The sequence below is a fragment of the Gryllotalpicola reticulitermitis genome (assembly GCF_042651345.1).
In the GTDB taxonomy this organism is placed as follows: Bacteria; Actinomycetota; Actinomycetes; order Actinomycetales; family Microbacteriaceae; genus Gryllotalpicola; species Gryllotalpicola reticulitermitis.
This window is the reverse complement of record NZ_JBHSCN010000005.1, coordinates 485,959-509,568: the sequence shown is the minus strand read 5'-3', so window position 1 is coordinate 509,568 and position 23,610 is coordinate 485,959. Positions and strand designations below refer to the sequence as shown.

24 protein-coding genes and 3 tRNA genes are annotated in these 23,610 nt (G+C 68.9%); 21 read left to right on the top strand and 6 right to left on the bottom strand.

Annotated elements, in window-relative coordinates:
- Positions 1 to 412 precede the first annotated feature (412 nt).
- Together ACFOYW_RS09505 and ACFOYW_RS09500 are read left to right on the top strand one after the other, a co-directional pair.
- Positions 413 to 1,897, top strand: a complete 1,485-nt coding sequence (locus tag ACFOYW_RS09505) for an ATP-binding protein (protein WP_390228689.1) — start codon at positions 413 to 415, stop codon at positions 1,895 to 1,897.
- 264 nt (positions 1,898 to 2,161) lie between these two features.
- Entirely contained in the window at positions 2,162 to 2,470 is a 309-nt protein-coding gene (locus ACFOYW_RS09500) for a hypothetical protein (protein WP_390228688.1), read from the top strand.
- A 101-nt stretch (positions 2,471 to 2,571) separates the two neighbouring features.
- Here the strand turns inward: ACFOYW_RS09500 and ACFOYW_RS09495 are convergent.
- The 3 genes from ACFOYW_RS09495 to ACFOYW_RS09485 form a co-directional block, all read right to left on the bottom strand.
- Positions 2,572 to 2,647: transfer RNA gene (locus ACFOYW_RS09495), tRNA-Phe, on the bottom strand.
- A gap of 66 nt (positions 2,648 to 2,713) precedes the next feature.
- Positions 2,714 to 2,787: transfer RNA gene (locus ACFOYW_RS09490), tRNA-Asp, on the bottom strand.
- Between the two features lie 23 nt (positions 2,788 to 2,810).
- Positions 2,811 to 2,886: transfer RNA gene (locus ACFOYW_RS09485), tRNA-Glu, on the bottom strand.
- Positions 2,887 to 3,063: 177 nt separating this feature from the next.
- Between ACFOYW_RS09485 and ACFOYW_RS09480 the strand changes: the two genes are divergently transcribed.
- Both ACFOYW_RS09480 and ACFOYW_RS09475 read left to right on the top strand, forming a co-directional pair.
- Positions 3,064 to 4,323 carry a M23 family metallopeptidase gene (locus ACFOYW_RS09480; protein ID WP_390228687.1) on the top strand — a complete coding sequence of 420 codons (1,260 nt, stop codon included), beginning with the start codon at positions 3,064 to 3,066 and terminating at the stop codon, positions 4,321 to 4,323.
- Complete coding sequence (locus ACFOYW_RS09475) at positions 4,320 to 5,768, top strand: C40 family peptidase (RefSeq protein WP_390228686.1); 1,449 nt, start codon at positions 4,320 to 4,322, stop codon at positions 5,766 to 5,768. The genes ACFOYW_RS09480 and ACFOYW_RS09475 overlap by 4 nt, the downstream gene beginning before the upstream one ends.
- A gap of 9 nt (positions 5,769 to 5,777) precedes the next feature.
- On the opposite strand, the gene ppa is transcribed toward ACFOYW_RS09475, so the two are convergent.
- Positions 5,778 to 6,275, bottom strand: coding sequence for an inorganic diphosphatase (gene ppa, locus ACFOYW_RS09470; RefSeq protein ID WP_390228685.1), 498 nt, complete (start codon positions 6,273 to 6,275; stop codon positions 5,778 to 5,780).
- 17 nt (positions 6,276 to 6,292) lie between these two features.
- Here ppa and tilS point away from each other — a divergent pair, with 17 nt between their 5' ends.
- The 8 genes from tilS to ACFOYW_RS09430 all read left to right on the top strand — a co-directional run bounded on the left by tilS (position 6,293) and on the right by ACFOYW_RS09430 (position 12,823).
- Positions 6,293 to 7,297, top strand: a complete 1,005-nt coding sequence (gene tilS, locus ACFOYW_RS09465; RefSeq protein WP_390228684.1) for a tRNA lysidine(34) synthetase TilS — start codon at positions 6,293 to 6,295, stop codon at positions 7,295 to 7,297.
- A 77-nt stretch (positions 7,298 to 7,374) separates the two neighbouring features.
- Positions 7,375 to 7,926, top strand: coding sequence for a hypoxanthine phosphoribosyltransferase (hpt, locus tag ACFOYW_RS09460; RefSeq protein ID WP_390228683.1), 552 nt, complete (start codon positions 7,375 to 7,377; stop codon positions 7,924 to 7,926).
- A gap of 83 nt (positions 7,927 to 8,009) precedes the next feature.
- Positions 8,010 to 10,010 carry an ATP-dependent zinc metalloprotease FtsH gene (ftsH, locus tag ACFOYW_RS09455; RefSeq protein ID WP_390228682.1) on the top strand — a complete coding sequence of 667 codons (2,001 nt, stop codon included), beginning with the start codon at positions 8,010 to 8,012 and terminating at the stop codon, positions 10,008 to 10,010.
- Positions 10,011 to 10,019: 9 nt separating this feature from the next.
- On the top strand, positions 10,020 to 10,598 hold the full coding sequence (folE, locus tag ACFOYW_RS09450; protein WP_390228681.1) for a GTP cyclohydrolase I FolE: 579 nt from the start codon (positions 10,020 to 10,022) through the stop codon (positions 10,596 to 10,598).
- A complete protein-coding gene (gene folP / locus ACFOYW_RS09445) occupies positions 10,595 to 11,395 on the top strand; it encodes a dihydropteroate synthase (protein WP_390228680.1) in 801 nt (266 codons plus the stop codon). Before folE ends, folP begins: the two co-directional genes overlap by 4 nt.
- Positions 11,392 to 11,793 (top strand): dihydroneopterin aldolase, encoded by a 402-nt coding sequence (folB, locus tag ACFOYW_RS09440; protein ID WP_390228679.1) that lies wholly within the window; start codon positions 11,392 to 11,394, stop codon positions 11,791 to 11,793. Before folP ends, folB begins: the two co-directional genes overlap by 4 nt.
- Positions 11,790 to 12,335 (top strand): 2-amino-4-hydroxy-6-hydroxymethyldihydropteridine diphosphokinase, encoded by a 546-nt coding sequence (folK, locus tag ACFOYW_RS09435; protein ID WP_390228678.1) that lies wholly within the window; start codon positions 11,790 to 11,792, stop codon positions 12,333 to 12,335. Before folB ends, folK begins: the two co-directional genes overlap by 4 nt.
- Positions 12,332 to 12,823 carry a DUF3180 domain-containing protein gene (locus tag ACFOYW_RS09430; RefSeq protein ID WP_390228677.1) on the top strand — a complete coding sequence of 164 codons (492 nt, stop codon included), beginning with the start codon at positions 12,332 to 12,334 and terminating at the stop codon, positions 12,821 to 12,823. Before folK ends, ACFOYW_RS09430 begins: the two co-directional genes overlap by 4 nt.
- Positions 12,824 to 12,889: 66 nt before the next feature.
- Here the strand turns inward: ACFOYW_RS09430 and ACFOYW_RS09425 are convergent, their stop codons facing one another.
- Positions 12,890 to 13,501, bottom strand: coding sequence for a biotin transporter BioY (locus ACFOYW_RS09425; protein WP_390228676.1), 612 nt, complete (start codon positions 13,499 to 13,501; stop codon positions 12,890 to 12,892).
- Between the two features lie 164 nt (positions 13,502 to 13,665).
- Between ACFOYW_RS09425 and ACFOYW_RS09420 the strand changes: the two genes are divergently transcribed.
- From ACFOYW_RS09420 to lysS, 6 genes are all read left to right on the top strand, one after another.
- On the top strand, positions 13,666 to 14,571 hold the full coding sequence (locus tag ACFOYW_RS09420; protein ID WP_390228675.1) for a L,D-transpeptidase: 906 nt from the start codon (positions 13,666 to 13,668) through the stop codon (positions 14,569 to 14,571).
- 22 nt (positions 14,572 to 14,593) lie between these two features.
- Positions 14,594 to 15,079: a PH domain-containing protein gene (locus tag ACFOYW_RS09415; protein ID WP_390228674.1), complete on the top strand. Its 486-nt coding sequence runs from the start codon at positions 14,594 to 14,596 to the stop codon at positions 15,077 to 15,079.
- A 67-nt stretch (positions 15,080 to 15,146) separates the two neighbouring features.
- Positions 15,147 to 16,700 carry a PH domain-containing protein gene (locus ACFOYW_RS09410; RefSeq protein WP_390228673.1) on the top strand — a complete coding sequence of 518 codons (1,554 nt, stop codon included), beginning with the start codon at positions 15,147 to 15,149 and terminating at the stop codon, positions 16,698 to 16,700.
- 19 nt (positions 16,701 to 16,719) lie between these two features.
- Complete coding sequence (locus ACFOYW_RS09405; protein WP_390228672.1) at positions 16,720 to 17,511, top strand: Rossmann-like and DUF2520 domain-containing protein; 792 nt, start codon at positions 16,720 to 16,722, stop codon at positions 17,509 to 17,511.
- The gene (gene panC, locus ACFOYW_RS09400; protein ID WP_390228671.1) at positions 17,511 to 18,377 is read left to right on the top strand and encodes a pantoate--beta-alanine ligase; all 867 of its coding nucleotides are present in this window, start codon (positions 17,511 to 17,513) and stop codon (positions 18,375 to 18,377) included. The genes ACFOYW_RS09405 and panC overlap by 1 nt, the downstream gene beginning before the upstream one ends.
- A 10-nt stretch (positions 18,378 to 18,387) precedes the next feature.
- On the top strand, positions 18,388 to 19,905 hold the full coding sequence (gene lysS / locus ACFOYW_RS09395; RefSeq protein ID WP_390228670.1) for a lysine--tRNA ligase: 1,518 nt from the start codon (positions 18,388 to 18,390) through the stop codon (positions 19,903 to 19,905).
- 107 nt (positions 19,906 to 20,012) lie between these two features.
- Here the strand turns inward: lysS and ACFOYW_RS09390 are convergent, their stop codons facing one another.
- Positions 20,013 to 20,969, bottom strand: coding sequence for a cytochrome c oxidase assembly protein (locus tag ACFOYW_RS09390; protein WP_390228669.1), 957 nt, complete (start codon positions 20,967 to 20,969; stop codon positions 20,013 to 20,015).
- Between ACFOYW_RS09390 and ACFOYW_RS09385 the strand changes: the two genes are divergently transcribed.
- The 3 genes from ACFOYW_RS09385 (at position 20,968) to cls (ending at position 23,572) form a co-directional block, all read left to right on the top strand.
- Positions 20,968 to 21,786: an SDR family oxidoreductase gene (locus ACFOYW_RS09385; RefSeq protein ID WP_390228668.1), complete on the top strand. Its 819-nt coding sequence runs from the start codon at positions 20,968 to 20,970 to the stop codon at positions 21,784 to 21,786. The genes ACFOYW_RS09390 and ACFOYW_RS09385 overlap by 2 nt on opposite strands.
- A gap of 124 nt (positions 21,787 to 21,910) precedes the next feature.
- Positions 21,911 to 22,081 carry a hypothetical protein gene (locus ACFOYW_RS09380; RefSeq protein WP_390228667.1) on the top strand — a complete coding sequence of 57 codons (171 nt, stop codon included), beginning with the start codon at positions 21,911 to 21,913 and terminating at the stop codon, positions 22,079 to 22,081.
- 18 nt (positions 22,082 to 22,099) lie between these two features.
- Positions 22,100 to 23,572: a cardiolipin synthase gene (cls, locus tag ACFOYW_RS09375; protein WP_390228666.1), complete on the top strand. Its 1,473-nt coding sequence runs from the start codon at positions 22,100 to 22,102 to the stop codon at positions 23,570 to 23,572.
- The last annotated feature ends 38 nt before the right edge of the window (positions 23,573 to 23,610 follow it).

The following is a 23,610-nucleotide window of genomic DNA, read 5'->3' as shown; positions in this document are numbered from 1 at the left end:
CGAGGCTGGCTTCGGACCCAGCTGGCGATGAACCCGGGGCCGCCCCGAGGGGGTGAAGCTGCGGCAACTTCCGCGTCAGAGTGGGAAGTAGGGTGGTGGCTCCGACGGGCGTCGATCCCGTGACCTCACGATTTTCAGTGACTTGCAGGGCAAAATGGCGCTGCATGTATGGGGTCGGCTCGCTTCTGACGAGGCATTTCCCTGGACATTCGCAGTTGCTCGCAGTTAGTTCAGCGGTCGGAAATGGCCCGGATATGGCCCATGGCCGGTTGGGTCGGCGCGGACTCCGCGAGTTGGGAGGGCGCTGCGGCGAAGTCGGCGACGTCTGTTGATGTGCCCGGCGGGCCGACCACCGTTTCGTAGCCCGATCACTACGCTGGGTTCTCGACACGGAGGCAATAGGAGGCGCGACATGATCCATTCGCGCGACCAGCTCCTTCACCTCATCCCGCAGCTCACTGCATTGCCAGCAGAGGCCGAGTGGGTCGAGTTCAAGGTCAACAACACTGATCCGACGATGATCGCTGAGCGCATCTCCGCGCTGTCGAACTCGGCGAAGATTAACGGGCGAGACTTCGGCTACCTGATCTGGGGCGTCGAGGATGGTACACACAAGATCGTCGGCACCACGTTCGAGCCGGAGACCGCGAAGAAAGGCAACGAGGCGCTTGAGGCGTGGCTGGCGCACTCGATCCACCCGCAAATCCACTTCGAGTTCGAGACCGTCCAGGTCGGTGGGCTGCGGCTCGTTGTACTCACGATCGTGCCCGCTTCCTTCGAACCCGTACGGTTTGGGCCAAAGGCCTTCGTCCGGGTGAGCGAGAACACTCAGGAGCTCGATCGGTATCCGGATCATGCTCGGCGGTTGTGGCGCGCCTTTGACGAGCGCGGCTGGGAGGGTGGCACTGCGAAGGAGCGGCTGACGGACGAGCAGGTGCTCGACTTGCTCGATTACCCGAAGTATTTTGAGCTGCTCGGTCTGCCACTCCCGGAAAACCGGGTCGGGATTCTCGGCGCGTTGGCGAGTGACAGCCTGATCGACCGAATGGCGGGCACCGGGTGGAAGGTCACGAACCTTGGCGCGATCCTGCTCGCGAAACGGTTGATGGACTTCCCGTCGCTCTCGCGGAAAGCGCTTCGCGTCATTCGCTACGACGGGGTCGACCGGCTGAATACGACGAAAGAGCAGGGCGGCGGACGCGGCTATGCCTCTGGATTCGAGGGGCTCATCGATTACGTCAGTGCCTTCTTCCCGGCGAATGAGGCGATCGGCGTGGCGCTTCGGACGACGAGGCCGCTGTACCCGCCGTTGGCGATCCGCGAGCTCATCGCGAACGCGCTCATTCATCAGGACTTCGCGATCACAGGCTCAGGGCCGATCGTGGAAGTCTTCGATGATCGCGTCGAGATCTCCAATCCCGGCTCGCCGATCGTTGACCCGGCAAGGTTTATCGACACTCCGCCGAAGTCTCGGAACGAAGGGCTGGCGGCGCTCATGCGGCGCATGCGCATCTGTGAGGAGCGCGGAAGCGGCTGGGACAAGGTCGCCTTCGAAGTCGAGTTCCACCAGTTGCCGGCTCCAGAAGTGCTGACCACCTCGGACACCACCCGCGTGACGCTGTTGTCGCCGAGGCCGCTCGGAAGCATGACACCCGACGAGCGAGCGCACGCCGTGTACCTCCATGCCTGTCTCAACCAGGTCTCCCGCAAAGATACGACGAACAGTTCGATCCGCCAGAGGTTCGGCATCGAGGAGAAGAACAAGTCGGTCGCATCCCGACTGATCAAGGAAGCGCTTGACCGCGGTCTCGTCGTCGCCTATGACAAGAACGCCGGTCCGCGCAGCCGCCGCTACATCCCGTTCTGGGCCGCTGGCCTCTCGGAGCCTGCCCGCTGATTGTTGATGGCTCGTTGACCGCGGAACCGCAACGAGCCGGCTGAGCGGCTCGAAGCCCCGTGTTCTCAAGGGTTTCTGGCGCATGCCTTTGTTGATGGCTTGTTGACGGAGGCCCTCGACAACTCCTCCCGAGCTCCGCTGCGCCGGCCGTCGATCGGCCCGCGACCGGGAACCGTCCGTGGCGGATGCCAGTCACTCAGTCACCAAGACGAGTCACTAAGTCACCAAGCTGAGTAACTAAGCCGACGAGCTCGAAGCAGCGATATGTCCTCACCGAGGCAGGCAGTCGCTGACTACCCGAAGAAGATGCTCACCGACGCCGTTCCACGGCGGTCGGACCTCCACGATGTCGACGTGGCGGTCGGACACATCGGCCTCGACCTTCGTCTGATCCCACAGATGCTCCGGCCAGGTCCCGCGGCACTACAACTGGATGCGGTCGAGGTTGGCTTCCTGCATAGGCATGTCTCCGTTGTCGCCGTCGCCGTCGCCGTCGCCGTCGCCGTCGCCGGCCAGGGCATTACCGACCTCACGATCGCGCGGCAGGGGCTCGCCCCCCGAAAACATGGGTGAGATCCAGGTCGGAGCCGGCCTAAGAAATGGCCCGCGACAGTCGTGAGGTCAGTATCGGTGCGAGCACCGGCCCAGATACTGCTTCTGACCAGGGGAAATAGTGGTGGCTCCGACGGGCGTCGATCCCGTGACCTCACGATTTTCAGTCGTGCGCTCTACCAACTGAGCTACAGAGCCAAGGCGCGCAGTAACGGCGCCTCTCGGAAGAAAAGCCCTACCTCTCGATAGGGCTTCACTATTCCGCGACCCTGACGGGACTTGAACCCGCGACCTCCGCCGTGACAGGGCGGCACGCTAACCAACTGCGCTACAGGGCCATATTCATTTGTTTTGGCAATCATGGTGACCCCAACGGGATTCGAACCCGTGCTACCGCCGTGAAAGGGCGGCGTCCTAGGCCACTAAACGATGGGGCCGTCTGCGGCTGCCACCGCATGACTACCGAGGACCAAGCATACGTGAGCCCGTACACGAGGACAAATCCGGCGCGCTGGTTCACGAGTCTCGGGCGTGTTCACAACATCGGGGGCCCACGAGCCGGTTAGGTTCGAGGCGACGTGCTCGCCCGCCAGCCTGAAGGAGGCGCAACGACCGTGCGGCTGACCCTCGCCGCGGCATCCGTCGCCTTCTTCCTCGCGGTAAGCGTCGCGCTGCCCGCTGTCGTGCCGTCCTCGGCCGCGTTCGCCGACGCGTACCCGACCTGGGCCGAGGTGCAGAAGGCGAAGGCGAGCCAGGCGGCGACGCAGGCCGAGGTGAAGCGTGTCACGGCGCTGACGAAGAGCCTGCAGGCGCAGTCGCAGTCGGCACGGCGGGCCGCGACGGCCGCCGGTGACAGACTGCAGACTACGCAAGAGGCGTTCTTCCTTGCCGATCAGAAGTACGAGACCCTCGATGCCCAGGCCCAGCAGGCGAGCGCCAAGGCACAGACGGCCGACGCGCGCGCGGGCCGGCTCGCGGCTCAGCTGTATCGCTCCGGCGGCCACAACATGTCACTCGCTCTCGTGCTCTCGAGCCAGGGCGGCAGCACGACGGGTCCGAGCGCACTGCTCGATCAGCTCGGCAGCATGACGAAGCTCACCGAGTCGACGTCGCGGCTGTGGTCGCAGGCGCAGCAGGCGAAGAACACTGCGGCGGCGGCATCCGCTCAGGCCAAATCGGCGCTCGATGAGCGCGCTCGGCTGCAGCAGCAGGCGCAGGCCGCGCTCGCGGCCGCTGTCAAGGCATCGGAATCAGCGCAGCGAACCGCCGCGACCGAGGAGTCGCACCGCGACGAGCTCGGCTCGATGCTCGCGGCCCTCAAGAACAAGACCGCGAAGACCGTCGCCGGCTACCAGAAGGGCGTACAGGTACGGGCGGCCGAGGCGCGGAAGAAGAAGCTCGAGGCCGAGCGCGCCGCGGCGGCAGCAGCGGCAGTGGCCGCCGCTCAGGCCTCTCGTGTCGCCGCATCCGGCTGGGCGCTTCCCGTGCGCGGTCAGATCACCGCGGGTTACGGGCCGCGCCCCGCACCGTGCGCCGGCTGCTCGACGTGGCACGAGGGCGTCGACGTCGCGGCGGGCTTCAACACCCCGGTACGCGCCGCGCACTCCGGCACGGTCGCCTACGCGGGCTGGTACGGCGGGTATGGCAACTTCATCCTGATCGACAACGGCGACGGCATGTCGACGGCGTATGGTCACAACATCGACGGCGGCATCGTCGTCGGAATCGGCCAGCGCGTGAGCGCCGGCCAGGTCATCGGGCATGTCGGCTCGACCGGTCACTCGACTGGTGCGCACCTGCACTTCGAGGTCCGGCAGAACGGCGTGCAGATCAACCCCATCTCCTGGATGGCACAACACGGAGCAGCACTATGAGCGAGTCCGGTTCGAGTTTCCGCAGAGCACCGTCGATCGTGATCAGCGCGGCGACGGTGGGGGTCGTGACGGCGAGCATCGCGTCCCTGATCCACCCAGTGTCGGCTGAGGCGGCCACGCCGAAGTACCCGAGCTGGTCCGACGTGCAGCACGCGAAGGCCAATGTGCAGGCGCAGCAGCAGATGGTCACCAAGATCAACGGGCTGGTCGGGCAGCTGCAGAGCGCGGCGACTGCGGCCGGCATCCAGGCCGAGATGGCGAACGAGACCTACCTGCAGGCGCAGGGCGCGCTGCAGGCGGCGACTCAGAACGCCAATCAGTTGCAGAAGCAGGCGGATGCTGCGCAGAAGACCGCCGAGACGTCGTCGATCCGCGCGGGGCTGCTTGCCTCGCACCTGATGCGCACGGCCGGCACGAACGGGTCGATGAACCTGCTGCTCGAGGGCGGCGACGCCGGCGCGGCCGACAAGCTGCTTTACCAGCTCGGCACCATGAGCCAGCTCACCGAGCAGTCCAAGGTGATCTACAACCAGGCGATCAGCGACCGCAACACGGCGAAGTCGGCAGCCGCGCAGGCGAAGGCCGCGGCTGACGCGCGGCAGAAGGCAGCGGATGCCGCGAAGCAGGCCGAGACCGCGGCCAGCACCGCGGCCACCGCCTCTCAGTCCGCGGTCACGACACAGCAGCAGAAGCAGTCCCAGCTCACGGCCCAGCTCGCCTCGCTCAAGAACGTGTCCCTGAACGTGGCGCAGCAGTACGTCGCGGGTCAGCAGGCCATCGCGGCCGCGAAGGCCGCCGCTGCCGCTGCTGCGGCCGCGGCCGAGAAGCAGCGGGAAGAGGCGGCGGCCAAGAAGGCCGAACAACAGCGCGAGGCGGCACAAGCTGCGGCACAGCGCGCTGCCGCACAGCAGGCCGCCGACCGCGCACAACAGCAGCCAGGCGGCGGCCAGGCGCCGGCCGCGCCGGCAGCTCCTGTCGCGCCGGCGGCCCCCGCCGCTCCAGCCGCACCCGCCCCGCCGAGCGCACCGCGTCCGCCGGTCACGAGCAACGGTGCGCCGAACCAGGCGATCGTCTCGGCAATGCTGCAGTACGCCTACGCGCAGATCGGCAAGCCGTATGTGATGGACGGCGCCGGCCCGAACTCATTCGACTGCTCAGGCCTCACGATGATGGCGTATGCCTACGCGGGCGTGAACATCGGCGGCCACGGCGTGGTCTACCAGTACGAGCAGGCGCAGGCCCTCGGTCAGCTGGTGCCGCGCTCGCAGGCGCAGCCGGGCGACCTGATCTTCTGGGGCACGGCGCCGTACGGCCTGTACCACGTGGGCATCTACATCGGCGGCGGGCAGATGATCGCCGCCCCTCAGCCGGGCGAGAACGTCAAGGTCGAAGCGGTGTGGGGTTCGCCGATCAACGTCGTCGCCCGGCCCTCGATGGGTCGGTGACGACGGGGCTCAGTGCCCTGCGGTCTTGAGCCGTTCGATTGCCTCTTCGATGAGCTTCTCGGCGTCGGCGGCCGAGCCCCACGCGTCGACCTTGACCCACTTGCTGGGCTCCAGGTCCTTGTAGTGCTCGAAGAAGTGCTGGATCTCCTTCTTCGTGTACTCGGGAATGTCGTCGACGTCCTGAAGGTGCAGCCACCGCGGGTCCTTGTACTGCACCGCGATGACCTTGTCGTCGCCGCCGGCCTCGTCGCTCATGTGCAGCACGCCGACGGGCCGCACCTTGACGCCGACGCCCGGGAACAGCGGGTAGTCGAGCAGCACGAGCACGTCGAGCGGGTCGCCGTCTTCGCCGAGAGTGTTCTCGAAGAATCCGTAGTCGGTCGGGTACGAGAAGTTCGTGAACAGGACGCGGTCGAGGAACACGCGACCCGTCTCGTGGTCGACTTCGTACTTGTTCCGGCTGCCGCGCGGGATCTCGATCACAGCGTCGTAGGCGTTGGTCGTCATGCGGCTAACGTTAGTCGATGCCTTTCGAGCCGGAAGAGCGGCGGCCGCGCCTTACGCCCGCCATCGCGGACGTGCGGCGGGCGGTGCGCGGGGCCTGTTCGGACCTGGCTGACGGATGCCTCGTCCTCGTCGCCCTGAGCGGCGGGGCCGACTCGCTCGCGCTGGCCGCGGCGACCGCGTTCGAGGCGCCCCGGGCCGGGCTGCGGGCCGGCGCGGTGATCGTCGATCACGGGCTGCAGGATGCCTCGGCCGAGGTCGCCGAGCGCGCCGCGCTTCGGGCCCGCGAGGTGGGGCTCGACCCGGTACGGGTGGTGCGGGTGCACGTCGACCCGGCGAGCCCCGAGGGGCCAGAGGGAGCGGCGAGGACGGCGCGGTACGCGGCGCTGGCGGCGCAGGCATCCGATCTCGGCGCCGCCGCCGTTCTGCTCGCGCACACGCTTGACGACCAGGCCGAGACGGTGCTGCTCGGGCTCGCGCGCGGCTCCGGCGCCGCGAGCCTGCAGGGCATGGCGGCCGAGGCCGGCCTGTACCGGCGGCCGCTGCTCGGCATCCGGCGCGCGACGACGCGCGCCTTCTGCGATGACGCGCGGCTCGAGCCGTGGCACGATCCGCAGAACGCCGACCTCTCTTATGCGCGCGTGCGCGTGCGCGAGCGCGCTCTGCCGGTGCTCGAGGCCGAACTGGGTCCCGGCGTCGCCGAGGCGCTCGCACGAACCGCCGAGCAGCTGCGCGAGGACAACGCGGCGTTCCAGCAGATGATCGAGGAGACGATCGAGGACATCGTCGAGCACGTCGAGGCGGGAATCGCCGTCTCCGTGTCGGCGCTCGAGGCGAACCCCCCGGCCTTGCGGGGCCGGCTGGTGCGTTACGTCGCGCTCGCCGAGTTCGGGGTCGCGCTCGAGCGCGTGCATGTGCAGGCGGTGCTGCGGCTCGTCACCGACTGGCGCGGGCAGAAGCCGCTCGACCTGCCTGGTTTCACGGCCGCGCGGGAAGGCGCCCTTCTCGTGCTGCGCGGCGCCTGAGCGCTGTCGCAGGGTGCCCTGGCGGGCTCGACCCGGCGCGAAACTGGCCCGCAACACGGACCCAATAGGCTCTCTCTATGCTTCCGGAAGACGTCGCCTCCGAACTCGAGAAGGTCCTGCTGAGCGAGGAGGAGATCGCCGCGAAGCTCGCCGAGATCGCCCGCCGGATCGAGGCCGACTACGAAGGCCGCGACCTGCTGCTCATCGCCGTGCTGAAGGGCGCGGTCATGGTGATGGCCGACCTCGCGCGCGAGCTGAAGCGACCCGTCGAGGTCGACTTCATGGCGGTCTCGTCATACGGCGCGAGCACCCACTCGAGCGGGGTCGTGCGCATCGTGAAGGATCTCGACATCAGTCTCGAGGGGCGCAACGTGCTGATCGTCGAGGACATCATCGACTCGGGCCTCACGCTGCACTGGCTGAAGCAGAACCTCGCGTCGCGGAATCCCGCATCCATCGAGGTGTGTGCGCTGCTGCGCAAGCCGGACGCGATGAAGGTCGACGTAGACCCGAGGTACGTGGGCTTCGACATTCCGAACGAATTCGTCGTCGGGTACGGCCTCGACTACGCCGAGCGGTACCGGAACCTGCGCTCGATCGCGGTGCTCGCACCGCACGTGTACTCCTAGATTCGACCCCTGGGCCACGCATAGCACGCCGTAGGCGAACAGGCAGGCGCCGCTCAGATCGCAGGGCGTACTCTGCTATCACCATGATTCTCAAGAAGCTCTTCCGTGGGCCGATCCCCTATATCGTCCTTGCGGGCATCATCGTCTTGATCGGCATGAGTGTGTTCTCCATGTCGGGGTTCAAGGAGATCACCACGCAGCAGGGCCTTGAGTTGCTCTCACAGGGCAAGGTCCAGTCGGCGCAGATCATCGATGGCCAGCAGCGCGTCGACCTCGTTCTGTCGCAGCCCGACGGCAACAACGGCGACCACGTCCAGTTCTATTACGTCGCGCCCCGCGGTGCCGCTGTCGTCAATGCGATCGACAACGCGAACCTGCCCAAGGGCTACGACGACAAGGTGCCGCAGCCCAGTATCTGGAGCAGCATCCTCAGCTTCCTCATCCCCGTGCTGATCATCGGCGCGCTGTTCTGGTTCATGCTCGCGGGCATGCAGGGCGGCGGCAACAAGGTGATGCAGTTCGGCAAGTCGCGCGCGAAGCTCGTCTCGAAGGAGAGCCCGAAGGTCACCTTCGACGACGTCGCCGGTGCCGACGAGGCCATCGAAGAGCTGCAGGAGATCAAAGACTTCCTGAAGGAGCCGGCCAAGTTCCAGGCCGTCGGCGCCCGCATCCCGAAGGGCGTGCTGCTGTACGGCCCTCCTGGAACGGGTAAGACGCTGCTTGCTCGCGCGGTCGCGGGCGAGGCGGGCGTTCCCTTCTACTCCATCTCGGGTTCCGACTTCGTCGAGATGTTCGTGGGTGTCGGCGCGAGCCGCGTCCGCGACCTGTTCGACCAGGCGAAGCAGAACGCGCCGTCGATCATCTTCGTCGATGAGATCGACGCGGTCGGCCGTCACCGTGGCGCGGGCCTCGGTGGTGGGCACGACGAGCGTGAGCAGACCCTGAACCAGCTGCTCGTCGAGATGGACGGCTTCGACGTCAAGACGAACGTCATCCTGATCGCGGCGACCAACCGCCCTGACATCCTTGACCCTGCGCTGCTGCGCCCCGGCCGCTTCGACCGCCAGATCGGCGTCGACGCGCCCGACCTGCTCGGCCGCAAGCGCATCCTCGAGGTGCACGGCCGTGGCAAGCCGCTTGCCAAGTCCGTCGACCTCGAGGTCGTCGCGCGCAAGACCCCGGGCTTCACCGGTGCCGACCTCGCGAACGTGCTGAACGAGGCCGCGCTGCTCACCGCGCGCTCGAACGCGCAGCTGATCGACAACCGTGCCCTCGACGAGGCCATCGACCGCGTCGTCGCCGGCCCGCAGCGCCGCACCCGCGTCATGAAGGACAAGGAGAAGCTCATCACCGCGTACCACGAGGGCGGCCACGCCCTCGCTGCCGCGTCGATGCGCCACACCGACCCCGTGACGAAGATCACGATCCTGCCCCGCGGCCGCGCTCTCGGCTACACGATGGTCATGCCGCTGGAAGACAAGTACTCGGTGACCCGCGAAGAGCTGCTCGACCAGCTCGCGTACGCCATGGGCGGCCGCGTCGCCGAAGAGATCGTCTTCCACGACCCGACCTCCGGTGCCGCGAACGACATCGAGAAGGCCACCGGCATCGCCCGACAGATGGTCACCGACTACGGCATGAGCGCTGACATCGGCTCGGTCAAGCTGGGGCAGTCCTCGGGCGAGATGTTCCTCGGTCGCGACATGGGTCACCAGCGCGACTACTCCGAGAGCATCGCCGAGAAGGTCGACGCCGAGGTGCGCGCTCTCATCGAGAAGGCGCACGACGAGGCCTACGAGGTGATCAACCGCAACCGCGAGATCCTCGACCGCCTCGCCGGCGAGCTGCTCGAGCACGAGACGCTCGACCACAACCAGATCGCCGAGATCTTCGCCGATGTCGTGAAGCTGCCCGAGCGCCCGCAGTGGGTCTCGAGCCCCGACCGCCCGCTGCCGAGCCTGCCCCCGATCGAAGTGCCGAAGGCCAAGGCGCCGATCGAGGCCGGCCTGACCGACGGCGGCATCGACAGCAGCTCCCGTCCGCGTCGCAGCCCCGGAACCAATCCGCGACCCGCGACCGCGTAAGGCCGCTGCGTGACGGGCATCGACCGCGCGCGCATTGAGGCCGCCGTGGCCGAGCTCCTCGCCGCTATCGGCGAGGAGCCGTCGCGTGAGGGCTTGCGTGACACCCCGTCGAAGGTGGCGGAGGCGTACGCCGAGTTCTTCGCGGGGCTCGGCGCCGATCCGCTCGAGCCGTTGCGCGCGACGATCCCGCTCGACGGCGCCGACCCCGAGCTGGTTCTCGTGCGCGATCTCGACTTCCGCTCGGTGTGCGAGCATCACTTGCTGCCGTTCGTCGGGCGCGCGCACCTCGCGTACCTGCCCAGCGATCGCGTCGTGGGGCTCGGCCGGCTGCCGCGCATGGTCGACATCCTCGCCTCGCGCCCGCAGATCCAGGAGCGGCTGACCGAGCAGATCGCGGATGCGCTGATGCAGGGTCTTGATGCTCAGGGCGCGCTCGTGGTGCTCGACGCGCAGCACCAGTGCGTGACGACGCGCGGTGCACGCCAGGTGCATTCGTCCACGGTGACGGTGGCGACCCGCGGTGTGCTCGCAGAACCTGCACGACGGGCCGAAGTGATCGCACTGATCGGCGGAGGGCCCATTCAGTGACGGTGATCATGGGCGTGCTCAACGTCACGCCCGACTCGTTCAGCGACGGCGGGAAGTGGGATTCGATCGACGCCGCCGTCGCGCACGCCGTCGAGCTCACCGCACAGGGCGCCGACCTCATCGACGTCGGAGGTGAGTCGACCCGGCCGGGCGCCCCCCGCGTGCCGGTCGACGAGGAGCTGGGCCGGGTGCTTCCGGTGGTCTCGGAGCTGACCGCTCGAGGCATCCGTACCTCGATCGACACGATGAACGCCGCGACGGCGCGCGCCGTGGTCGCCGCCGGCGCGAGCTGGATCAACGACGTCTCGGGCGGCCACGCCGACCCGGACATGTTCGCCGCAGCAGCGGAACTCGAGTGCGGTTACATGCTCAGCCACTGGCGCGGGCACAGCGCGAACATGAACGAGCTTGCGCGGTATACGGATGCCGCGACCGAGGTGCGTGACGAACTCGCGACCCAGATCGACCGAGCCCTCGACGCGGGCATCCACGGTTCGGCTCTCGTGATCGACCCGGGGCTCGGCTTCGCGAAGCACCACGAGCACAACTGGCGGATTCTCGGTCGCATCGGGCTGCTCGAAGAGCTCGGCCACCCGGTTCTGATCGGGGCGAGCCGGAAGCGCTTCCTCGGTGCGCTGCTGCCCGAGGGCGCGCCCGTCGATGCCCGCGACCTGCCGACGGCGGTGATCAGCGCGATCGCGGCGCGCGCCGGCGTGTGGGGCGTGCGCGTGCATGACGTGTTCTCGACGAGGCTCGCGCTCGATGTCGTCGCGCAATGGGAAAGTGGATCCCGATGACCGACTCGATCACCCTCACCGGGCTCGCCGTGCGTGCGAACCACGGCGTCTTCGACTTCGAGCGCGAGAACGGGCAGACCTTTCTGATCGACGTGACGGTCTGGCTCGACCTCGGCCCGGCGGCCAGCGGCGATGCCCTGCTCGCGACCGTGCACTACGGCGAGCTGGCCGAGGCCGTGCACGCCGCAGTGTCGAGCGATCCCGTCGACCTCATCGAGACGGTCGCGGAGCGCGTCGCGCGGGTCGCCCTCTCCTTCGCCGCGGTCGAGCGGGTGCGGGCGACGGTGCACAAGCCCGACGCGCCGATCGGCGTGCCCTTCACCGACGTGGCCGTGACAATCGAGCGCGACCGGGAATGGGCGGCGCACGCCGAATTCGCCTCTGAGGAGCGCCGATGATCCGCATTCCGGGCCGCGGCAGCCTCGATCGTGCCCCGAGGGCGCGCCCCGCGGTGCTCGCGCTCGGCAGCAACCTCGGCGCCCGCGGTGAACTGCTGCGAGCCGCTGTCGCCGCTCTGCGTGCGACGCCCGGCATCGAGGTGACGGCGGTGTCGCCCGTCGTCGAGTCGATCGCGGTGAAGCTGTCGGGCGCCGACCCGACCGCGCCGCGCTACCTCAACGCCGTGGTGCTCGTCGACACGTTCCTGTCGCCGCACGGTCTGCTCGACGCCGTGCACGACATCGAGACCGAGCACGGGCGCACTCGTGAGGAGCGCTGGGGTGACCGCACGCTCGACATCGACATCGTCGACTTCGACGGGCTCGAGTCCGCCGACCCGTCACTCACGCTGCCGCATCCGCGCGCGGCCGAGCGCGCCTTCGTGCTCGCGCCCTGGCTCGCCGTCGACGCCGATGCCTTCCTTCCGGGCGTCGGCCCGGTCGCGGCGCAGCTCACGAAGATCGGCAACGACACCGTTCCGGCCGAGGAGGTCCAGCTGTGAAGCGCACCCGTTCCACGACCGTCGTCATCGTCGGGCTCATCGGCATCGTCGTCGGCCTGCTGACGAACGCCGGGCTCGCCGCGTCGGGCAGGGCGCTGCTTGTGCCGCCGGTGATTCTCGGGGTCACGCTGGCCGTCATCGGATTCGTCGTCATCGCGCTGGCATGGCCGATCCGGCGCGCCGTGAGAGGCACGGCGACGACCCACCTCGATCCGTTCCGCGCTGCGCGCACCGCCGTGCTCGCGAAGGCGTGCTCGGTGACGGGCGCCCTGCTGACGGGCTTCATGATCGGCCTGCTGCTGTTCCTCATCACCCGCAGCGTGATCGCGGGGCCGAGCAGCGTCTGGGTCACCGTGATCTCGGGCATCGGCGGCGCGATCCTGCTCATCGGCGGCCTGATCGCCGAGTGGTTCTGCACGCTGCCGCCGCCGAGCGACGACGACCGCCGCGGCGGAACCGAGCCGGGCACGAGCCGCTCGCACGCCTAGCGTCGGGGAGCAGACGAAAGCGGCCGCCGCCCACTCGGGGCGACGGCCGCTGAGCTCGTCGGCGAACTAGTTCTTCTTGGTGAAGAACGCCAGCGCCTTCCATGCGAGCGGCAGCATCGTCGCTGCGATCGCCCACTTCACGAGGCCGCCGACGATGAACGGCGTGAACCCGAGGCTCAGCACGGTCCCGACGTCGTGCGGGGCGCCCATCGACGCGAGCACGGCACCGAGCCACGGCACGCCGATCACGAACGGCACGGCGGAGGCCAGCCCGAAGCCGACGATCGACAGCAGCGGGCGGCGGTCCCAGCGGCGCTCGGAGAGCCAGCCGACGAGGGCGGCGGCCGGAACGAATCCGATCACGAAGCCGAAACTCGGCAGTACGCCGGCGCCGAGCCCGTGCGTGCCGCCGGCGAAGATCGGCGCGCCGACGAGGCCGGCGACCAGGTAGACCAGCATCGACGCAGCACCGCGCCAGGTGCCGAGCGTCGCGCCGACGAGCACGATAGCGAGGGTCTGACCCGTGATCGGCACGGGCCACAGCGGGATCTGCACCTGGGCGAGCAGCGCCGTGAAGGCAGCACCGCCGAGTACGAGCAGCGTGTTGGTGACGGCGTCGCGGCGCACGAGGGCGTCGGCCAGCACGGGGCGGTTGAGCGAAGCGGAAGCGATCGTCATGCGCTCCACACTATGGCAGGGCAGAGAGCCCACGATTGGACATGATCTACATCGATCTGAGACAACCGTTGGTGCAATGCGTCAAGGTGAACGCCGCGCGCAACGAAGTTTGCCGTCCGGGGAAGGGGATTGCGTTCCCGTAGACCCCGACCGACCATGGAACGGTGATCAGCGCGAGGGGGACGCGAGGATGGCTCGCGGCAGGGGGTGCCGTCGTGGTGGCCGCGGGGGTCGTCGTCGCCGTGACGGCCATGCTGCGGCCCGCTCCCGCCGAGCCCGCTGCCGCGCCGACGGTGACCCTCACCGCGACGCCCACGCCGACCCCGACGCCGACGCCCACGCCGACCCGCAGCGGGCCGGCCGCGAACACGGCCTCGTACAACGTCTCGGGCATGCCGGACATCGACGTCTTCTCGGTGAATCCGCACATTCCGGTCGACGCCGACCCGGGCGGCACGATGACCGACCTGACCGCCCGACCCGTGGCGGCCGCGATCCCTGTGTTCGCGAGCCCGGCGGCGGCCCCCGTCGCGAAACTCGATCAGAACCCGCAGTACGGCGGGGGCACGGTGCCCGTGATCGCCGAGTACACGGACTGGGTGAAGGTGTTGCTCACGGGCCGGCAGGGTGTGCCGCCGACCGGTGATTCGCACCAGACCTACGGCTGGCTGCGGCGCAGCGACGTGGCGCTCGCGACGAACCCGACGCACGTGGTCGTCAGCCTCTCGAAGCACACGATCGACATCGTGACCGGGAACAAGACGACGGTCGCGGCGACCGACTTCGCCTGGGGCACGCCCGCGACGCCCACGCCCATCGGCCGCACGTTCGTGATGCTCGTCGCGGTGAATCCGTCCCTGGCGTACACGGAGGGGCATCCGATCGTCTATCTCGCCACGCAGTCGCCCACGCTGCAGGGTTTCGACGGCCAGAACGTCGCGGTGACGGCCATGCACTACTACGACGACCACTCGGGACCGATCTCCAACGGGTGCATCCGCATGGGTGCGCAGCAGATCGAGACCCTCGACAAGATCCCGGCCGGCACGGTCGTCTACATCGACAAGTAGCCCAGGCCCGTACGATGATGCCGTGGCGGAGCGGCTCGACATCGGCGGGGACTGGCATCGGGTGTCGACGAAGTACGTCTGGATCGTGCTCGTCGGCTCCGCGATCGCGGCAGTCGTCCTGGCGGTGATCGCCGCGCTCGTCTGGTGGGCGGGCGACTGGGCCTGGTGGGGCTGGCTGCTGGTCGCCGCGTGGGTGATCGGGTTCGGGCTGCAGCTGACGCTCGCGCCGCGCCGCGCCCGTGCGATCGGGTATCGGATGCGTGAAGACGACCTGCTGGTGCGCCGGGGCATCGCGTTCCTGCGGTTCGTGGCCGTGCCCTACGGTCGCATGCAGCTGATCGACGTGAGCCGCGGCCCCGTCAGCCGCGCGCTCGGCCTGTCTGACTTGCGCTTCGTGACCGCGAGCGCGTCGAGCAACATCGCCATTCCGGGTCTGCCGGCCGCGACCGCTGATGAGTTGCGCGACCAGCTGATCGCGCTCGCAGAGACCCGACGGGCCGGCCTGTGAGGGGCACCCCCACCGCCGCGGCAGCTGCGTCCGTGAGCTCGGCGCCGCCGACACTCCGGAGCGCTCCGTGAACGTGCTCGCCGACGGCGAGTGGCATCGTATGCATCCCGCCACACCTCTGCTGCGCGGCGGCGCGGCCCTGGTCGCGATCGTCGCGATCCTCTTCGCCAACCTGCGCGAGCGCCTCGTCGACTGGATTGCGCGCGTGCCCGTGCGCTCGGATGCCGGCGACCCGGTCGATGCGGTCGTGCGGCACGGGTGGACGCTGTGGGCCGCACTCGGCGTCCTCGCCTTCATCGCCCTGATCATCGTCTGGTACCGGGTGACGTGGCGCATGACCGAGTTCCGGGTGACGGCGGATGCCGTCGAGCTGCGGTCCGGCGTGCTCAACCGGCAGAACCGCCAGGCGCGGCTCGACCGGATCCAGGGCGTGAACGTGCATCGCACACTGTTCGCGCGCCTTTTCGGTGCGGCGCGGCTCGAGATCGTCGTCGCGGGGCATGACGCGAACCTGTACCTGCAGTACCTCGGATCGGCGCCCGCCGAAGAGCTGCGGCGGGAGATCCTCGGGCTGGCGGGCTCGTCAGCGCTGAAAGCCGACGGCCGGGCGGCTCCGCACCCGGCGGCCACCGGCGGAGCCGCGCTCGACCACGGGGCCCCCGACGCGGCAGGGACGGTGATCGCCGAGGGCACCGTCGATGCGTTCCTGCGCACCCGGGCGAACGAGTTCGTCGCGCCCGCCGACCTGCACCCGGGGTTCGCCCCGGCATCCATCGTGAAGGTGCACCCCGGGCGCCTGATCGCGTCGCTGATCCTCAGCCCGTTCACCTTCGTGCTCATCGCGATCGTCGTCTGGTTGATCGTCGAGGTCGCGCGCGGCAACTACTTCCTCCTCGTCGCGGTCATCCCCTCCGTCTTCGGCATGTTCACCGGCTACTCGCGCCGGTTCAGCCGGCTCGCGCGCTACACCATCTCCGGCAGCACGGACGGCGTGCGCGTCGGCTACGGCCTGCTCACGACGAGCAGCGAGACGATCCCGACCGGCCGTATCCACGCCGTCGAGGTCGTGCAGCCGATCCTGTGGCGTCCGTTCGGCTGGTGGCGCGTCCGCATCTCTCGCGCCGGCCGCTCGCGGCAGCGCGGCGAGGCCGAGGGTGCGTCGGTCGTGCTGCCCGTCGGCTCCCTCGATGACGTCGCCCGCGTGCTGCCCCTGCTGCTTCCGGCCGTGCCGAGCGATGCGCTTCTCGGGCTGGTGGCTGCGACGGCGCGGTCGCCGCGGGCATCCGCACCGCTGTTCTCGCGCGCCCCGCGCTCGGCGATGTGGCTGCACCCGCTGTCGTGGCGGCGCATCGGCTATGCCTACGCGGGCGACGCGGTCGCGCTTCGACGCGGCGTCATCTCGCGCAGTCTCGCCTTCGTGCCGCTCGCGCGCGTGCAGTCCGTCGCGGTCCGCCAGGGGCCGCTGCATCGGATGCTCGGGCTCGCGGCCGTACATGTGCATGTCGTCGACGTGCGCATCCGGCCGGAGCTCGCGGTGATCGGCACCGCTGCGGGTGTCGAGCTCTTCGACCAGCTCGCGCGCAGTGCCGTAATCTTGGCGGGTCGTGACGTCAGGCAGTGACGGGAAGAGGGGTGCGTCAGTGCAGCAACGCTCTGGTGGTCCGTCCCGCTCGGGCAGGCTCGGCGTCGGCATCGTCGGCGCGGGTCGCGTCGGGCCGGTGCTGGGCGCCGCGCTCGCCGGCGCAGGGCACGCCATCGTCGGCGTGAACGCGGTCAGCACGACGAGCCGCGAACGGGCGCAGGACATGCTGCCCGGCGTGCCGATCCTCGAGACGCCCGAGCTGCTCGAGCGCAGCGAACTGGTGCTCGTCGCCGTGCCCGACGCGGAGCTGCCTGGGCTCGTCGAGGGTCTCGCAGCCGTCGGCGCCTGGCAGCCGGGTCAGCTGGTCGTGCACACCGCGCCGGGGTTCGGCGTCGGTGTTCTGCGGCCGGCGCTCGCCGCGGGCGCCATTCCCCTCGCCATCCACCCGGCGATGAGCTTCACCGGCACCCGGCTCGACCTCGCACGCATGGCCGAGACGTACTTCGCCGTGACTGCGCCCGCGCCGGTGCAGCCGATCGGGCAGGCGCTCGTCGTCGAGATGGGCGGCGAGCCGGTGCTGGTCGCCGAGGCCGACCGCGCGGCGTACGGCGAAGCGATCGCGACAGCGGCGAGCTTCAGCAGACAGATCGTCGAGCAGGCGACGGGGCTGCTCGCGGAGATCGGATTCGAGCAGCCGGGGTCGTACCTGAGTTCGCTCGTGCGCTCGACGGTCGATGAGGCGCTGCGCCGTGCCGGCGTCGCGGCGCCGCTCGACCTGTCCGAGCTGGGCGGCGCCGGCACTGGCACCGGCGACGACTACGACACCGACCTCGACCGCGACGGAGAGTGATGACGCACAACACGCCGACAGCGCAGCCGGCCGTCCTCGACACGATCGCGGCGACGCGCCGCTACGTGCGCGAGGCGCGCGCCGCGTCCCGGCGCGTAGCGCTCGTGCCGACCATGGGCGCACTGCACGAGGGCCACCTCAGCCTCGTCACCCGCGGCCGAGAGCTCGCCGACGTCGTGATCGTCTCGATCTTCGTGAACCCGCTGCAGTTCGGGCCGAACGAGGACTTCGACCGCTACCCGCGCACCTTCGACGCCGATCTCGCGGCACTGGGCGGCCGAGCCGACGCCGTATTCGCTCCGTCGGTCGCCGAGATGTACCCGAGCGGCGCGTCGCAGACGACCGTCCACGCCGGAGCGGTCGCCGGGCTGTTCGAGGGCACCTCGCGCCCCGGCCACTTCGACGGAATGCTCACCGTCGTCAGCAAGCTGTTCAACGTCGTGCAGCCCGACATCGCCCTGTTCGGCCAGAAGGACGCGCAGCAGGTGTTCCTTGTGAAGCAGATGGTCGCCGACCTCGACCTGCCGCTCGCCATCGAGGCGGTGCCCATCGTGCGCGAGAGCGACGGCCTCGCGCTCTCGAGTCGCAACCGCTACCTGTCGACCACCGAGCGCGAACTGGCGCTCGGGCTCTCGTCCGCGCTGCGGGTCGCGGGCGAGGCATCCGCCTCAGGCATCGCCGCTGCTCGCCGTGCCGCGCTCGCCGCGTTCGACCAGCGGCCGGACGTTAGGCTGGATTATCTCGACATCGTCGACCCCGCGACGTTCCTGCCGCTCGGCGACGACGCGACGGGCGACGCGCTCATGCTGGTCGCCGCCCGCGTGGGCGCGACGCGCCTGATCGACAACGCACCGCTCCATTTCTGACAGGAATTCCATGGCCGACGTGACGACCGACGACGCCCCCGAGCCCACGCTCGACGAGATCAACGAGCAGAAGGCCGTGCGGCTCGCGAAGCGCGAGCGGCTCGTGTCCGAGGCATCCGATCTCGGTGGTGGCGCGTACCCCGTCACGCTTCCCGTCACGACGACGATCCCCGCGGTGCGCGCGAAGTGGGGCGAGCTCACCGCCGACGCGACGAGCGGCGAGCAGGTCGGCATCGCCGGCCGCGTCGTCAACCAGCGCAACACCGGCAAGCTCTGCTTCGCGGTGCTGCAGGCGGGCGACGGCTCCCGCGTTCAGGCGATGGTGTCGCTCGCGTCGGTCGGCGAAGAGTCCCTGCAGCGCTGGAAGGAGCTCGTCGACCTCGGCGACCACGTGTTCGTGCACGGCGAGGTGATCTCGTCACGGCGAGGCGAGCTGTCGATCATGGTCGACGACTGGCAGATCGCGGCGAAGGCGATCCTGCCGTTGCCGAACATGTACAAGGAGCTCTCGGAAGAGACGCGCGTGCGCTCGCGCTACCTCGACCTGATCCAGCGCGAGCAGGCGCGGCGCACGGTGGTGACGCGGGCGAAGGCGACCGCGTCGGTGCGCGAGACCTTCACCAAGAACGGATTCCTCGAGGTCAGCACCCCGAAGCTGCAGACCATGCACGGCGGAGCCTCCGCGCGCCCCTTCGTGACCCACTCCAACGCTTTCGACACCGATCTCTATCTGTCGATCGCTCCCGAGCTGTTCCTGAAGCGCGCCGTCGTCGGCGGTATCGACCGCGTCTACGAGATCGCGCGCAACTTCCGCAACGAGGGCGCCGACTCCACCCACTCGCCCGAGTTCGAAATGATCGAGGCCTACCAGGCGTACGGCGACTACAACACGATCGCCGACCTCACGCAGCAGCTCATCCAGGACGCGGCGCTGGCGACCAACGGCTCGCACGTGGTCACCTGGGCCGACGGCACCGAGTTCGACCTCGGCGGCGACTGGGCGCGCATCTCGATGTACGACTCGCTCAATGAGGCGGCCGGCACGTCGTTCTCGCCCGCGACGCCCATCGAAGAGCTCGCGGCGCTCGCCCAGCGCGAGGGGCTCGAGATCACGCATCCGATTCACGGCAAGTACGTGGAAGAGCTCTGGGAACACTTCGTGAAGGGCGGGCTCACCCGCCCCACGTTCGTGATGGACTTCCCCGTCGACACGTCGCCCCTCACGCGGCAGCATCGGTCGATCGAGGGCGTCGTCGAGAAGTGGGACCTGTACGTGCGCGGCTTCGAGCTCGCGACCGGTTATTCCGAGCTCGTCGACCCGGTCATCCAGCGCGAGCGCTTCATCGAGCAGGCGAAGCTCGCCGCCGCCGGCGACGACGAGGCGATGCGCCTCGACGAGGACTTCCTGCGTGCCCTTGAGTTCGGCATGCCGCCGTCCGGCGGAATGGGCATGGGCGTCGACCGCCTGCTCATGGCGCTCACCGGTCTCGGCATCCGCGAGACGATCCTCTTCCCGCTGGTGAAGTAGCGCCAGCGCTGGCGCTACTTCAGGTGCGCCGGACGGACGCGAATGCGCTGAACGGATGCCCGTAGCACGCACCTGAGTCCGCGCGGCGCATCTCGGCGCACCTGGGCTCAGTTGTGGGTCGGGTGGCCGCTGAGGTGGGCCTTGACCGCGGCCTCGTACTCCTCATCGGAGAGGTCGTCGATCTTCTTCGCGTCCTTCCGGTCGACGTGACCCCACCGCACGAACAGCGCGATGATCACGGGCAGGTCGGCGATCTCGGCGAGGAACCACAGGAAATCGCCGGAGAGGTGCTGGTCGTGCAGCGGGTTCGGGAACCAGGCCGGTAACGGTGCACCCCAGGCCGTCTGGGTGATCTTGGGCGCCATATCGAGCACGGTGTAGTGCAGCCGGAGGAAGATGCCGGGGATCGAGTCGAGCATCACCTCGACGATCGCCAGCAGGAACTCGTAGATGATGAAGTTGCTCGACCGGCTGTCGGTGTCCTCGGCGATCGGCAGCGTCATCAGCAGGCCGCCGAACGGCACGAACAGCGTGATCGCGATCGCCCACCCCGAGTCGAGCCGCAGCGGTGCGGCAAGCGGGGTGAGGAAGAGCAGGAAGCCGCCGAGCGGCACGAGCGGAGCGAAGATCGCGTTGCCCATGAGGCGCACCGGCTGCGACCGCAGGATCGCCTCGAGCACCGCGTGACCCCGCGGCGGCAGGGTCCGCCGCATCAGGGTGATCGGGCCGCCGAGCGCGACGAGGGGCGGCACCATGAACAGCAGCAGGGCGATACGCGTCGTGAACGCCCAGCGGAGGTCGTGCGACCAGGTCCCGAGGAATCCGTATTGGATCCACGCGTACGACCCGAGACCCAGCACATAGAACGCCCACGCGCGCCACGCCGGCCAGCGCTCGCCCCGGCGTGCCATCGCCACCAGACCCCACGCGTACAGCACCGCGCCGATCGCGAGGGCGATCGTGACGACCGGGTCGAACGAGAAGGTGAGCAGGAACTCGGGGATGGACGGCGTGGTCGGGCTCCTCTCGCTCGGCGCGTAGCAACACTGCCAGCATGGACCCATGAATTATCCGCTTGCTGGACGGACGGCGCTCGTCACGGGGGTCTCGAGGCCGAGGGGCATCGGCTACGCCGTCGCGAGGACCCTCGCCCGGCTCGGTGCGAGCGTCGTCGTGCACCACTTCGCCCCGCACGACGCGGAGCAGCCGTGGGGCGGTGCCGATGTCGAGGCCGTGCGCGCAGGCATCCGATCGCAGCTGACCGAAGGGGCGCAGACCGCTGACTTCTCGGCGGATCTGTCGGATGCCTCAGCCGCCGCCCCGCTCATCGACCAGGCCGTCTCGCTCACCGGCCGGCTCGACATCCTGGTGTGCAATCACGCGCGCTCCGGCCTCGACGGCTCGATCGCCGACGTCACTCTCGCCGGCCTCGACGCGCACTGGAGCATCAACGCGCGCGCGACCTTCCTGCTGACGCAGCGATTCGCCGAGCGCTTCGACTGGGACGGCTCGGAGGCCGGCCGTGGCCGCGTCATCTGGTTCACGAGCGGGCAGTTGCACGGGCCGATGCGCGACGAGTTCGCCTACGTCGCGAGCAAGGCGGCGATCGCGGGGTCGACGGCGACCGCCGCGGCAGAACTGGTCGAGCACGGCATCTCGCTCAACACCGTGAACCCCGGGGTGACGAACACCGGGTATCTCGACCCCGGCACGACCGACAGGCCAGAGGCACTCGACGGGCTGCGGGCTGCGATGCCGTTCGGGCGCTTCGGCGAGCCCGACGACGCGGCGCGGCTGATCGCGTGGCTGGTCGGGCCCGACGGGCGGTGGATGGTCGGCGAGGTCCTCTCGAGCGAGGGCGGATTCCGGTTGCGCCCCTGACCGTCGCGCTACATCTGCGGCACGCCGCGCCAGCAACGGCTGTAGCCCAGGCTGGCAGCTGTAGCGCAACGTACGGTAGCCCCACAGCTAGCCCCCACCATCGCGTCGATAAAGTGAGTGCGACATGAACGCGTGGCAAGGGGTCGTCTGGGCGCTGGCGCCGACAGTGCTGGTCGGGCTCATCTTCTGGTGGGCGATGGCCGCGATCGTGCGCGCCGATCGCAACGAACGCAAGGCATACGCCAAGATTGAGGCTGAGGAGCGCGCCAAGAGAGGTCTGCCCTCGAAGAATTAGCTGATCGGCGGGAGCTTGATGAACGCAGGGTTCTTCACGTCCGCGATCATCATTCTTGCTCTCCTGGTCGACTTCGTCATCCGTGTCATCGCGATCATCGTTGTGCCGCGCAACCGACGCCCGCAGAGCGCCACCGCGTGGCTGCTCGCGATCAACTTCATCCCGTATGTCGGGGTGCTCGTCTTCCTGCTCATCGGCTCGTACAAGCTGCCCAAGCGGCGCCGCGAGAAGCAGGTGCAGATCAATCAGTTCATCGTCGACCAGACCGAGGGCGTCGACCGCGTGCGCCGCGACCACCCCTGGCCGCCGTGGTTCGAGCAGGTGGTGCGGCTCAACCGCAACCTGGGCTCGATGCCGCTCGTGGGCGGCAACTCGGCGACGCTGATCACGGAATACACCCAGAGCTTCACGGAGATGATCGCGGCGATCGACGGCGCCGAGCGCTTCGTGCATGTCGAGTTCTACATCCTCACCCTCGACGACCTGACGGTGCCGTTCTTCGACGCTCTCGAGCGCGCGGTCGGCCGCGGCGTGGTGGTCCGGGTGCTGTTCGACCACATCGCGACGCTGCGCACGCGCGGCTACCGCGCGACGAAGAGACGGCTGACCGCGATGGGCGCGCAGTGGCACTTCATGCTGCCCATCCGCCCGTTCCACGGCCAGTACCAGCGGCCCGACCTGCGCAACCACCGTAAGCTGCTGGTCGTCGACGGCGAGATCGGCTTCATGGGGTCGCAGAACGTCATCGACCCGGGCTACGACAAAGCAAAGAACCGGCGGCGGGGGCTGCAGTGGAAGGAACTCGTCGCACGCCTCGAGGGTCCGACCGTCGCCGGCCTCAACGCGATCTTCATCACCGATTGGTACGCCGAGACCGATGAGCTGCTCGCGCGTGAGAGTCAGCCGGTCGCGCCGGTGTTCCAGGCGCCCCCGCGAGAGCAGATCGACTGCCAGGTGGTGCCGAGCGGGCCCGGTTTCCCGCACGAGAACAACCTGCGCCTGTTCCTCGCGCTGCTGTACTACGCGCAGAAGCAGATCATCATCACGAGCCCCTACTTCGTGCCGGACGAGTCGATGCTCAACGCGATCATGACGGCGATCGAGCGCGGCGTGCGCGTCGAACTGTTCGTCTCCGAGATCGGCGACCAGTGGCTCGTGTATCACGCTCAGCGCTCGTACTACGAGCAGCTGTTGGAGGCCGGCGTGATCATCTGGCTGTACCGCGCGCCGATCATCCTGCACGCGAAGCACTTCACGATCGACGACGAGGTCGCCGTGGTCGGGTCGAGCAACATGGACATCCGCTCGTTCCAGCTCAACTGCGAGATGTCGCTCATGGTGCGCGGCCACGTTTTCGTCGCGGAACTGCGCGAGATCGAGCAGAGCTACCGCGAGCGCAGCCACCAGCTGACCCGCGAGGAGTGGGCGAAGCAGCCGCTGCGCTCGACGATCGCGGACAATCTGGCGCGCCTGACGAGCGCGCTGCAGTAGTCGGGCGCTGTCGAAACCGGAGTAGATGCGCCGATCTC